Genomic DNA, 13,191 nt, shown 5'->3' with positions numbered 1-13,191 from the left:
GCTATTTGCTGTCCGAACAATGGGGACCACCTCTATGCAACAGTTCAAGAGCAAAGACTGGCTGAACGCATTTCTTTCCCGGCGGGGACTTCATGAACCGGATGGCCGCCATCTTTTTTCCTATCATCCCACACCGGAGGAATTTCTGTCTCTGGAAGAAGGATTGCGACAAAACGTGGCTGCAGCTTCCAAGCTGGGGCGTCAAAATCCCTTCGCCCTGTGGAAAAACGTTTCTGAATTTAATGCTGTTTTTGTGCTTTATGCTTCGCTCTGCTGGCAGCAGAGATATGCAGGGACGACATGGTCGTACGAGGTTATTCTGGAGGGGCTCAATATCACCCTGAAGAACTCCACTCAGGAACTAAAAGGCCTCATCAGCACTGGTCTTAGATTCTGGGGACTCGAAGAAAACAACAAGGGATATAAGTATCTTGGGGCCATCGCACGCGAAGCCGGACTGCCGCAAAGACTGCTTTGTGAAAACCGTGGTGCCGTAGGCCGCATACTCCATTCCGTATTGCAAGAAGCCCTGCACTCCAACCAGTCCGGTGACATCATCACGACCTGGGTCGAAAGTTTTAAGAACTTTCTGCCCCAGTCCTACCGGGACGCAAGCATCACGGCGCTCCTGGCCGACTCCATCAATGCCATCCTCGACATAAAAAAATTCCTCCGGGCAAGCACGCTCGAAGACGCCATGGCAGAGCTGGATGCGAAGGCCCCAGACTGGCGCGCCCGTTTTCCTCTGCCTCTCTATGACGAGGCTGCCCGCGATCTTCTGAACCGTCTGCTTGAAGACGCCACCTCTTCCACGCAAGCAGCACAGTCCGGCAGTCCCATCGCCGTCCGTCGCTGCCTTGCCAGGAGGAGTGGGCAAAACTGGGGGCTTCAGGCCCGCATAGACATGCCTTCCAAGATAGATACTAAACTCGGTGAACACACACATCGGCTGCTCTCGATGCGCATCAGCTCAGGGCAAAAAGCCTTTGAGTCCGTCCTGAAAAAACATGCTGAGAATAACTTTTACTTTTTTCAGCAGAAGCAGAGTTTCCTGTTCTCCGGTCTGGATGCCACACAAGAGATCCTTATCCGGTACACAGCACCTTCGGGCTTTTGCCAAATCCATGTTTGTCTCGGTGGTACAGAACTCGACGCGGAACTGCCCTGGATTTTCGAAGGGGAACAGTATGACTACCGCTTCCGACAGCAGGGCGGGGGCAGCGTTCGCGGCAAAGTAGCGTATGTTGCACTTGCTCCAGGATGGGAGGCTGAAAAGGCGGAGCATGTGGGGCCCCTATCGGGTACAGACAGACATGTATATCGCATGGTGGAATCCGGCCAGCTGAGAAATGGTGACCTCGTGTTCCTGATGCAAACCGCCATACTGAACGGGGAAGAATACGACTGGAGCAGAACTAACCGCTTCTGGGACGTGGAGATGATCCAGCCAGCCCTGGCCTTCCGCGGTCTCCCCAAAGCCGTCATCTCCACGGAAAGAACCAGAATTCCGCGCGGCGAACTGCTGGGAAAGACCCCGGGGATGGAGAAGTTTTCCTCCCTTTCCTCGTCGAACATGCCAGCTGGCATCGCGCAGGTATGGTTCAAAGCGAGCGGTGGAGCAAGCCTGCGCAACCGCATACTTCTTCTCCCCTCAGATGCCTCTGTGAACCTGGGAACGGATGCTGAAGGAAACGGCCTCATACGCCTTGATCGGTGGCACGCTGTGAGCGCAACCTTCGCCCGATCACAGGAAGGCCTGGATATAGACTGCCGCTGTCAGGGAGATCGACTCGAACTTGCCCTAAGAGCCCTGCCAGGACATGTACCACCAGCGACGGTAGACCTGTGGGTACATTGGCAAGGGAATCCTCATCCCGCACAGATCCGTGTACCTTTCCCGCAAAAAGGGGCTCGTCTTTTCAATGCCGATGGGCAAGAAATCCTGCCGAAAAAACAAATCTGCGTTTTTCTTCTCCATGGACTCTGTCTGTACTGTTTCAGTACTGGAGTGCACCATGCTGCGCTACGTCTCTCCCTCAATAACGGGAAAAGCCTGTATTATCCTCTGGAAAAATATAGCAACGGCACCATTATTCGCCTCATAGACTGGCAAGGAGCTCTTTTAGAAATGCTTGCCATGGGAAGTAAGCTGGATGCCTATGTATCTCTGGACATTCTTTTTGATGGACACAATGTCGCAGGCTGGAGGTTGACACGTTACGAAGCTTGCCTTATACCGGATGATACAAAGGCTGTATTATCCATTCCAGAGCACGGAACTCACCCACCACAGGGGTACTCCATCAAAGCACTGTTGCTTGACCACCCGGAACTTGGGTTGATTTCGCTTGCGGAAATGCTGCTCGATGACGGCACACCTTCGGGGACATGGGAAATCACTGAATGCCTGGATAGACCAGGGCCCTGGCTCATTTTCAACGATACGGAAGGAACCTCTCTTCGTCCGCTCCTATGGCCTGTATATGACGGTCACGATGATCTCCCCCGTAACAGCCTGCAGGCTGCTATTGCCGAAAATGAAAGAGGGACCCGTCAAAAGGCTTTTTTAGCTTGTGTTTGCACCATGGAAAAAAACTTAGATGCTCCAGAATGGACGACCCTCCTTACCCTACTGAGCCACGTGAAAAACCTACCGCTTTCCACTCTGGAAGTCTGGCAGGCCTTCCTTCGTTCCCCACGTATTATGGCCTTGATCGCGCTGCACCCGGGGATATCGTTTCAGTCTCTTACCTCCAGAGTCAGTACAGAGCTTCCCTTCCTGTGGACTTTTGTTTCCCTACAGGACTGGAACGCCGCCAGTGCAGACATCAGGCTCTATCTTGAAAAACGTATTCCTGGCGACATGGCCTTCAGATACTGGCAGGAACATATGCAGAAAAGAATGGAAAAACTTGGCTCATGCTGCCCTGCCGTCAATTCTTTGCTGCATTTTGCGCTCTGCCTGCCCCGCGACGAACATATCCTGAATAGTCTCAGAGACTATTATACCGCCGAACAGGTCACTAGTATCCTGTTCAAAAATGACAATGCCGAAATGCAGAAGCTACTTCGACGACATGCCGATGACGTATGGCCTACAGACTTCACCCCTCTCGTCAAACAGGGACATTACAATAAAAAAATAAAAGCTCTTCTGCCTTTTGCCCAGGGGTACAAAAGCGGCGTCCTTGGCCTGCCTATCCTACTGGCAATCCAGGCTTTCGTTTCTAAGGAAGTATTTATCTCCCTCCCACCTAGCCAGGATGTCATCTTTCACATCCGTAAACATCTTCATTTTGATGCCGAATGGTTTGAGCAGGCCTCAACACTCACGACTTACTGCTGCGCAGCAGAGAATTTCACATTAAAGGAATGATCATGTCTCTATCGTATTTTTCCAGGCTTTTTCCCCGTCTTCAGGCTCGCATACGGGAGGCAGTGCCCTCTACGCTGCCCCTGAACAATGACTCTCTGCGCCGCTGCCTAGATGCCATGCTTTCCTGCGCTCCAGGCGAAGAAGGCAGCCTCGTAGGCGACCCTTCCTTTGAGGCCACCTTCGGCTGGCGACAGACAGAAGTTAGTATAGCGGATCTGACGGGCCGTTTGCTGAATAAACGTCTTGTCCAATGTTTGAGCAATCCACCAGAAGAACTGCGACAGGACTATGCCTTTCCGCCTTCCCGCTGTCCCTATACGCATCAGCTTGAGGCATGGGAAACCCTTTGCCGAGAAACCCCTGCCTCCGCCGTCATCAGCAGTGGCACGGGGTCGGGAAAAACGGAATGCTTCATGATCCCCATCCTTCACAGGCTGGCTTGTCAAAGCGCGAAACAGGGTAGCCCGCTTGAGGGCGTACGAGCACTTTTTCTCTATCCTCTCAATGCTCTCATCAGCAGTCAGCGCGACCGACTCGACGCATGGACGCGAGGCTTTAACGGCGACATACGCTTCTGTCTATACAACGGTAATACGCCCAACAGCTTGCCTGCCCATGAAAAAAAGCATGACAATGAAGTCCTCTCTCGCGAGGAACTTCGTTCTTGTCCTCCCCCTATTCTTTTCACCAACGCGTCCATGCTAGAATACATGCTGATACGTACAGAAGACGCCTCTATTCTGCAGAAATCCCAGGGCAAACTGGAATGGATAGTGCTCGATGAAGCACACTGCTATATAGGTTCCCAGGCTGCGGAGCTTTCACTTCTTCTGCGCCGTGTACAGATGGCCTTTGGAGTGACGCCTGATGCCGTACGTTTTGTAGCTACTTCCGCCACCATTGGCGATCCTGACGGTCCGGCCGGCCAAGATTTGAAGCGCTTTCTTGCGGACGTTGCGGGGGTTCCGGTGTCTCAGGTCTCCCTCATTGCCGGAGAGAGAATGATTCCCGAACTTCCCCAGTTGGAAGGCCAGACTGTCACCTTGGAAGAACTGGAGGCTATGTCCCCCGACACACCTCGAGACGCCACCCGCCATAAATCTCTCTGCCGCTCGGAAACGGCAAAAGCCCTGCGTGCCCTATTCACACGGCATAACACTGTAGCTCGCCTTTCTGAAATACGCGCCCTGCTGCAAGAGCACGGCCTTGCCTGTGATGTCTCCGCTGCGCTGCGCTGGCTTGATGTTCTGTCGTGGACCTTAGGAGATGGTGGCACGCCGTTTCTTCCGTTGCGTGCCCACATGTTCGGCAAAGGGCTTCTCGGTCTCTGGGCTTGCGCGGATCCGAACTGTCCTCACAGACAAAAGGAACTGCAGGACGACTGGCCCTATGGCACCGTATGGACAGAATCCCGCATCCACTGCTCCTGTGGAAGTCCCGTATATGAAATCGTCACATGCAAGGGCTGCCGCACCCCCTTCCTTTTGGCACAAAAGCAGGACAGTACCAATAAAGAAGGCCTGCCCGCAGAATTTCTCATGCAAAAGGAACATCACCCTGATCTTGAGGAGGAAGATAACGCTCTGACCGACGAAGAAACAACTACCAAGCGTCTTCCAGACTCCTACGCGGTTCTGCTTGTCCAGCCTGGTCTTTCTTTGAATCCCTTCTTTCTCGACAAAAAATCCTGTCGACTCATGGACAAGGATTCAGGTAATGCCGTCCGCGTGTTTTTGAAGGAACATGGACATGATGAAGGCTATCTTGTGTGTCCCCACTGTCAGGAAACGCCGCGGGGCAATCAGAATTTCTATTATTACAACTTCATTGGTACTCCTTATCTGCAGAACACTATCGCTCCAGTGCTTCTGGAATTCGCTCCTGACGGTACGGATCCCATTCAGCACCCCTGCCGCGGACGCAAAATGCTCACGTTCAACGACAGCAGACAGGGAACGGCGCGTTCTGCCATGCGAATGCAACTTTTTTCCGAACTTACGCGTATACGCGGGCTTCTCTATCACATTGGCCTGCAGGACTGTAACCGCAATAATGATGAAAAAATTGTCCAATTGCATCAGGAAATCGCCAACCTTGAGGCGTTGCCAGAAGAGATCCGGTCCAGTCTGCAGAGTATTTTGGACGATAAAAAAACTGAGCTCGCAAATATCAAAAACATTACCCCCGTCTCCTTCAGCGATATGGCTAGGGCACTTCAGAATGAACGTTCCAGTTTTGAGACTCTTTACCGGCTCTACCAAGAAAAAGTTCCCATGCTGCTTTCCTCAAGTTCCGGTACGGAGGATTTTGCCAACATGCTTATTTTCCGGGAATTCGGACGACGTCCGGCCAAGGGGGCCAATCTTGAGACAAGGGGACTCATGGCCGTGTGCTATCCGGCACTGAACCAGATATCCGACTTCCCTCGGGAGTTCCAACGTAAAAGTCTGAGTCTGGAGGACTGGAAAAACTTTTTGAAAATCTGCCTTGACGTTATGTTCCGGGCCAACGGAGCTACCGACTTTTCCAGGAACTGGAGAAAATGGTTGGGCATGCCCTACAACCAGAACTTCATCCTGGCCCCCGGCACGGAGCAACACAAACGCTTCCAAATTATCTGGCCCCAGTGCCGCCGCAACAGGCGTCACAAACTGGTACGCCTGCTTGAGCACGCCCTCCACCTTGATTCCGAACAGTGGGACCATGCTGACGAGATCGACAGTATCCTTCGTCAGGCATGGAACCAACTTTCAAACGCCTCTTCGCTCTGTTCGCGACATGAAGACGACGGTATTCTTCTGCGCACCTCGGCCATGGGCTTTGCACCGCTAAAAAAAGCGTGGCTCTGCCCCTTTACGCGAAACTTTCTAGACACAACCTTTGCTAAGCTCTCCCCCTACATTCCGCAAAAAAGCGAGAAGGATACTCTTTGCCAGGAGTATAACATTCCTCTCTATCCGCATCCTTTCGGACCCTCTTCTGAAAACGGCATACAAGAAGCCCGTACATGGCTTTCGGAAAACAAAAATGTTCAGACGCTCCGCCAGGCAGGTCTCTGGTTTGCCGACCACGATAGCGTAGTGGGACTGACGCCCTACTTTCGGGCACAGGAACATTCCGCGCAACTTACGTCCGTTGAGTTGGAGCTGTGTACGCAAAAATTTCGGGCTGGGGACATCAATGTGCTTTCCTGCTCCACCACTATGGAAATGGGCATAGACATAGGTGGTATTTCCATCGTGGGCATGAACAACGTGCCTCCCCACTCTGCCAACTATCTCCAGCGTGCCGGACGATCCGGCCGCCGTGGGGAAACGCGCGCACTCACCTTTACCATGTGCAAGGACAACCCTCATGAAATGGCGGCATATGCCAACAGCAGATGGGCCTTTGACACTCCGCTGCCCATGCCCAGAGTATCGCTGAACAGCCCCGTCATACTTCAAAGGCATGTCAACGCCCTTCTGCTCACAGCCTTTCTCAAAGACCGACACCAGGCGGATGATAAAGATTTGGCCAAGCTTTCCTGTGAAGCCTTTTTTACTGGTAAAAAACCGGCGGCCCAACTTTTCTCCCTTCGCTTCAAGACGCTAGAAAAAGACTCTCCCCTGCAGGAAGCCATACGGATTCTATGCCGTAACAGCTTGTTCCAGAACGAACGTCCAGGGGACATGGCTGAAAAAGCTGCTGAAATAATGAACAGGGCGTACCAACGCTGGAGAGGGGATTACGATGCCCTGAATCAGGCGGAAAAGGCCATGCTGAGCAACACGGATCAGGAAAATTCTGCAGCAAGAAAGGCCGTTATCCTCCGCAAAGAGCGCATGGCCAGAGAATATCTGCTCAAGGAACTCATCTCACAGGAATTTTTGCCCGCCCACGGTTTCCCTCTGCATGTGGCCACATTCGACACTATGCACCTTGCCCTTTTTCTGTCCCAGCAGCGCAGAAAGCATGAAAGCAGAGAAAATGCGGACAACATGTTCCTGCGTAGGGAGCTGCCCAGCCGCTCCCTGGCTACGGCTCTTACCGAATATGCGCCCGGCAACAGTGTCGCCATCAACGGCCTTGTCTACAAATCGAAGGGTATTACATTGAACTGGCACATCCCCGCTTCCGAAGAAGCCGCTGCGGAACTGCAAAACATACGAAGCCGCTGGCGCTGCAGGAAATGCGGTAACTTCGGCACGGCGGCTAGCCGTTGCCTGACGGTATGCAGCGATTGCGGGGAGCCTCTGTCCAAAGAAAACTGGCATGAATACCTTGAACCTGCAGGCTTTGCTGTCGATTTTTTCGAGGAGCCTTCCAACAATGCCAGCTTGGGTGTGATAGGCCTGAGTCATGCCGAGGCCGACGTGTGCGCCTGTGGCCCATGGATATCCCTGGGCCTTCACGAAGCAGCTCGCTTTCGCTGCACCACGTCCGGTACGGTCTTTCACAGTGCCCGCGGATTGTACGGCAAGGGCTATGCCATATGTCTGGCCTGTGGCCGAGTGGAATCTATCTCCGAAACAGGTGAAATTCCCTCTACCATGCAGCATCATAAAAAACTCCGTGGAGGAAAGAACGAGAATGACCCCGCCAACCATGTCTGTCCAGCCTGTCGGGAAGGAATGCAGTGGAAGATAAAAGCCCCGCTCTGGCTTGCCTTCGAAAGCAAAACTGACGTTCTCGAACTACAAATACGCAAGGAAGATCAGTCCTGGCTCAACGACACGGAACAGGCTTTCCCCATAGCCATCGCCATTCGCGACGCTCTGGCCGCACGACTAGGCATTCAGACGGAAGAGTTGGAATGCACCGTGGCATCCCGCAAGATAGAAGGAAAACAGCTCTGCACCTCCATATTTGTCTTCGATAAAAACGCCGCAGGATATGCCTCTTCCGCTGAAGAATACATGGTGGATCTATTGCGCGACGCGCGTGAGCACCTGCTCTGCCGAGAGCACAACTGTGAAACGGCTTGTCCCCACTGTATCCTCAGCTTTGATCTACGCTACCAGAGTAAGGAACTCTATAGACACAAGGGACTGAAAATTCTTACAGAAAAATATCTAAGCTTGCTCGATCTCCCACAAGAAGCGTATATCTTTGGCCCTTCGCCCCAAACGGATACCATGAGGCTTGAAGAGTGATCCAGCACCTACGAGCACAGCCGTATAGGAGAGAAGTTATGCAACTCAGCGCAGCAGCACGCCCAATTAGTGCGGTCAAGGCGCGCCTTGAAGAAATCATTCGCACTTTCAGCGAAGAAGCTGCGCCGCCCGTTGTGATAATGACCCTCCCCCCGAAAAGTATGCCATTAAAAAGTTCGTGTTCCTGACACAGGAGCACAAGGATGCAACGTAGCAGATTTACCGAAGAGCAGATTATTGGGATATTGCGGCAAGCCGAGGCAGGAGTGCGCGTTGTCGATTTGTGCCGACAGAACGGCATCTCGGACGCGACATTTTATAAATGGCGCAGCAAATTCGGTGGGATGCAAGTCTCTGATGCCACACGGCTACGGCAATTGGAGGATGAAAACGCTCGGTTGAAGAGGATTGTCGGCGAACAATGGGATCCACCTCTGTTTGAATCAATATGTGTTTTCATCCGTACATGATGCCCGTCAAACAGTTGAAGCCTGGAGACAGGACTACAACCAGCGGCGTCCGCACAGCTCCTTGGGCTGGCTGACGCCGGAAGAATTTTGCCGACAGAACAGACCCCATAACCCAACAGGAACCACTAAGTTACAAGTGGTATACGCAATGGGGTAAGGTCAACGATTGCACATGACATTAATATCAATAAAATAATAACATGCTGGAATGATTTGTTTTTATTTTCATATCGACATCTCGAAAAAATATTTTGTATGTCCTTTTGTATGTCCCAACAAAAAAGGGTTTATGGTGAATAACCATAAACCCTTGATTTATTTGGTCGGAGCGACTGGATTCGAACCAGCGACTTCCTGCTCCCAAAGCAGGTGCGCTACCAGACTGCGCCACGCTCCGAAATTGGTTTCCGTATCGGCTTCGGGCTTGGTTTAACCATTGGCGGGCGGGGGGTGTCAAGCCCCTGCGTCGCATCGGCGCGGCTGCGCCCTGCTCTGTCCTGCCGTTATTTTTTTGGCGGCGCGGGCAGGATGACGGCCCCGCTTTTGCGGTCGCGGCGCGCGCGTTCCGGCACACGCACGGGCACAAGGTCGCCACTGGCCAGGCCAGCCGCATCCTCCAGCAGGGCCAGCCCTTCGTCCATACAGGCATAACGCGCCTCGCCGCGCAGCCCCGGCACCGCAAAAGGTGCGGAAAGCACCCTGGCCAGACTCTTTGTCACAGCCGACGGCGCGCCGCCCTCACCATGCCCTCTGTTGGTGGGGCCTTCTCCGGCCATCGCGCCGCGCGCCTCCACCGTTCCGGCATTCCCTGCGGCACGCGGGGTCAACAGCAGGGGCGCAAGGCTCAAGCCGCTTTTGGCCAGCCTCGCCTGGACAGAAATTTTCTCCAGCCAGGCAGGCGCGCCGCCGCTGTCAAAGGTAAAATGACACCAGCCCCGGCCGCGTTCTTCCAGCAGAGGGCAAGCCGCACTGTGCGGGCAGGGAGCCACGGCCCGCAGGCCGCCCTCCAGGGCCAGACGACGCAGGCGCATGACCGTGCCGCCGCCCAGCCTGGTGCCCGGCTCCACCACCAGCAGGTCCGGCCCGGACACAAGTTCGGATGCCACCCCGCACGGGCTTCCGGACGCCACAGCGGACACGCCGTCCTGGCTGCGGTCTTCGCTGCGACACGGGCCGAGCTTCGCCGGGCTGTTCCCTGCCGCGTCCGCCAGGGCCGCGCCCGCTTCGCCGCTCGCCTCCCGCTCCCAGAACAGCGGCCCCAGCGAGGCCAGCAGGGCTTCCAGCCGTTCGTCCCGACAGCCCTGGGGGCGTTCTTCAGCCTCCACGTCCGCATCTTCATGCGGGCCGTGCCCGCCGTGTCCGCCAAAACGCAGTTCGTTGAGCACATTGGCCGCGCTCACCAGCCAGGGCCGGGTCCGTCCCCCGGCCAGCAGAGGGGCGGCGGCGCGGGCGGCGCGTTCCAGGGGGCGCGCGCCAGGCGCACGGGCCAGACCGGTTCGCCGCTCAGCTCGCCCAGGGCGGCCAGCAGGTCCCGGCCCAACTCCAAAGGTTGCACCGCCGTATCCACGGCCAGCACCTGCACGGAAGCCCTGCGCCACTGCGGCCGGGCCAGCCAGAGGGCCAGGGGCAGGGTCAGCGGCCCGGACCCCAGGTCCAGCAACAGGGCCTGCCCCCCGGCCGGAGCTGCCGCGCGCGGGTCCGACAGGGGCAACGCCGCCAAAAGCCGCGTCAGACGCAGCAGATTCCAGGGCAGGAAGTAATACAGATAGGCGCTCACCGCCGCCGGAGAGCTCCAGTACGGGCGCTGCAGCCCGGCCCGCTCCGTGGTGAGCAGCTGGGACAGGGCGGCCACATCGTCGGGCAGAGAACGCCGGTGGGCCGCACTGAGCGGACGGACCCGGCGCAAGGCTTCGGGCAGGCGTTCCAGCAGAAGGCGCGCAGCCTCAGGCACAGGGGGCAGCAGGCGCTCCGCCGTTGTCCAGAGTGAAGAGCCGGGCCCGCCGACAGACGGACGCCCGGCCTCCGCTTTCCTTTGGGACGCGGCTCCCGCGTGGGACGCACGCCCTGCGGAAGAGGGACGGGCCGGACGTTCCGCCGGGGGACGCGGCCCCGTGGGCTGCGGCGCGTCCCGACCCGCACGCGACGGGCGCGACTGCCCGGACGGACGGCGCTCCCCATCCGGCTCCCCCCGCCCCATACCCTTGCGGTCAGGCCAATGGCCCTGCCCCTGAGCAGCGGGGTTTGCGGGGGACGCGGGCTTACGGGGCCGGGAACCGTCCCGTCGGGATTTGGGGGACGACGATACGCCGCGTGGAGCGGCGGCAGAGCGGGACATTCAACCTCCAAAGCGCATCTGACGCAAATAGTCGTGCGCAAAATCCGGTTGTTGGGTGAGGGCCAGGACGTGGGCCTTGCAACAGAGCCGGGCTACAGCCGCGCCCCGTTCCGGACAACGGGCCAGCAGGGCGGCCCCTTCCAGAGCCGTGTTGCCCACGGCCTCGGTGCGGCGGGCCAGCCCGGCGGGCAAAAAGCCCAGGGTTTCCAGATCCTCCAGACAAACGTGCGCCCCCAGACTGCCGGCCAGACAAAGACGCGCCACCCCGGCCACGGGCAGATCCGCCGCCCGGAGCAGGGCCTCCAGGGCCAGGGCAAAGGCCGCCTTGACCTTGAGCAGTTCCTCCACATCCCCGGCATCCAGCCACAGGCCGTGCGGCAGACGCAGCCGCCCGTGCTCCAGACCGGCGGCCAGACGGCGGGTCAGAGGCATGGCCGGGGCCGGGTCCAGCCGCCCATCGGATTGCAGCAGGCCCGCGCGCAGCAGCACGGCCAACAGGGACAAGTACCCCGTGGCGCTGATGCCGCGCGCCCGCGCGGCAGGCTCCGGCTGCGTGCCGGGCCCGACAGCGGCACAGGCGGAACAAGGACAGGCCGCGCCGTGGGGCGCGGCCGCCGCAGGCTCCGCAAAAAGCCGCGCCGTCAGGCCCAGGGGCGTGAGGGCAAAGCCCGTGACCACGCCGGGCCCGGCCTGCTGGCCGCACTGGGGCCCGATGCCCTCCAGGGCCGGCCCCAAAGGCACGCTGGTAAGCCAAAGCGCCGTGTCGGTCAGCAGCGCCATTTCCCCATTGGTGCCCATATCCGCCAGCACAAAAGGCCGGGGCGCGCCGCGCTCCAGCAGGGCCGCCAGCCCGGCGCTCACGTCGCCGCCCACAAAGGGCGCGGGCTGGGGCGGCACATAGACGGGCGGCAGACCCGGCACGTCCGCCACGACGTCACCGGTAAAATCCAGCCTGTAGGGCGCGGCGCAGAGGCCCGATACGTCGCGATCCAAAAAAATGGCCGTCATGGCGGGGTTGGCCGCCAGACACAAGCGCACGATCCGGCCCACGCCCCGCACCGCCAGCCCTTCCGCCACGGCCTGCAGCTCACGGCGGACCAGCGCCGCCAGAATGCCGCGGCCTTGCGGCTCCCGCGCCACAGCCAGACGGGACATGACGTCCGCGCCGGCCCCGGCCTGAGGATTAAGCCCGTGCCCCTGCGCCGCCGTCCTGCCCTCCTGATCCACGGCCTGCCAGTACAACGAGGTAGTGCCCAGGTCCACGGCCAGGACCAGATCCGGGAGCGCGTCGACCTGTGAGCCAGGCGCAGCCGTTTCCGAGCCGGGCGCAGCCGTTTTCGAGCCGGGCGCAGCCGCTGCAAAGGCGGACGTGCCAAGCTGCCCCGCGTGCAACCCCGTCGGGCTCAATGCGGCTGCTTTGGGGGCCGCCGCCCCTGCCCCCGCGTCGGGGGCGTAAAAATCCTCGGCCGGCAGTTCCAGTTCCAGATCGCCCCCGGCCTCCGGTACTGTGTGACGGCAGGCGAGCCGCCAGCCGACGGCCAGTTCCTCCGGCGTAAATACGGCGCTTTCGGCGGGCAGCGGGGGTGGGGCAGCGCGACGAAAGCGCAGCCGGCAGCGGCCGCAGCGGCCCAGCCCGCCGCAGAGGGGCAGGGGCGGCACAAGGCCCGAAAGCCAGACGGCCTGCGAAAGGGGCACGCCCGGCGCGGCCTCCAGCTCAAGAGGCCGGACGCCCGCCGCCGGGTCTGGAAAAAAAAGACGCAGACGCATGTCCGCAGCCTGCCTCAAGGCCGGGGCAAAGGCAAGGGAAACCGCGCCCGGGCCTTTGCCGCTTGTCAAACTGGCCTTTTTTTTGCATTATAAAAAAATAACGCCGTG

6 protein-coding genes, 1 tRNA gene and 1 pseudogene are annotated in these 13,191 nt (G+C 58.0%); 4 read left to right on the top strand and 4 right to left on the bottom strand.

Features of this window, described 5'->3' with window-relative positions; genetic code table 11:
* Positions 1-34 precede the first annotated feature (34 nt).
* The 4 genes and pseudogenes from J7I12_RS11970 to J7I12_RS11955 all read left to right on the top strand — a co-directional run bounded on the left by J7I12_RS11970 (position 35) and on the right by J7I12_RS11955 (position 9,138).
* Positions 35-3,376 carry an STY4851/ECs_5259 family protein gene (locus J7I12_RS11970; protein WP_487125938.1) on the top strand — a complete coding sequence of 1,114 codons (3,342 nt, stop codon included), beginning with the start codon at positions 35-37 and terminating at the stop codon, positions 3,374-3,376.
* A gap of 2 nt (positions 3,377-3,378) precedes the next feature.
* Entirely contained in the window at positions 3,379-8,511 is a 5,133-nt protein-coding gene (locus tag J7I12_RS11965; protein WP_487125939.1) for a DEAD/DEAH box helicase, read from the top strand.
* A 203-nt stretch (positions 8,512-8,714) separates the two neighbouring features.
* A pseudogene (locus tag J7I12_RS11960) lies at positions 8,715-8,930 on the top strand (transposase); the annotation flags it as partial.
* A gap of 31 nt (positions 8,931-8,961) precedes the next feature.
* Positions 8,962-9,138 (top strand): integrase core domain-containing protein, encoded by a 177-nt coding sequence (locus tag J7I12_RS11955; RefSeq protein ID WP_417038452.1) that lies wholly within the window; start codon positions 8,962-8,964, stop codon positions 9,136-9,138.
* A 163-nt stretch (positions 9,139-9,301) separates the two neighbouring features.
* Here the strand turns inward: J7I12_RS11955 and J7I12_RS11950 are convergent.
* The 4 genes from J7I12_RS11950 to J7I12_RS11935 all read right to left on the bottom strand — a co-directional run bounded on the left by J7I12_RS11950 (position 9,302) and on the right by J7I12_RS11935 (position 13,083).
* Positions 9,302-9,378: transfer RNA gene (locus J7I12_RS11950), tRNA-Pro, on the bottom strand.
* A 106-nt stretch (positions 9,379-9,484) separates the two neighbouring features.
* On the bottom strand, positions 9,485-10,381 hold the full coding sequence (locus J7I12_RS11945) for a small ribosomal subunit Rsm22 family protein (protein WP_498793754.1): 897 nt from the start codon (positions 10,379-10,381) through the stop codon (positions 9,485-9,487).
* Positions 10,378-10,932, bottom strand: a complete 555-nt coding sequence (locus tag J7I12_RS11940) for a small ribosomal subunit Rsm22 family protein (RefSeq protein ID WP_498793752.1) — start codon at positions 10,930-10,932, stop codon at positions 10,378-10,380. The genes J7I12_RS11945 and J7I12_RS11940 overlap by 4 nt, the downstream gene beginning before the upstream one ends.
* 384 nt (positions 10,933-11,316) lie before the next feature.
* A complete protein-coding gene (locus J7I12_RS11935) occupies positions 11,317-13,083 on the bottom strand; it encodes an ASKHA domain-containing protein (protein ID WP_303193163.1) in 1,767 nt (588 codons plus the stop codon).
* Between the last annotated feature and the right edge of the window lie 108 nt (positions 13,084-13,191).

This window comes from Desulfovibrio diazotrophicus (assembly GCF_902498985.2).
Classification (GTDB): domain Bacteria; phylum Desulfobacterota; class Desulfovibrionia; order Desulfovibrionales; family Desulfovibrionaceae; genus Desulfovibrio; species Desulfovibrio legallii.
This window is presented reverse-complemented; position numbering and strand designations above follow the sequence as displayed.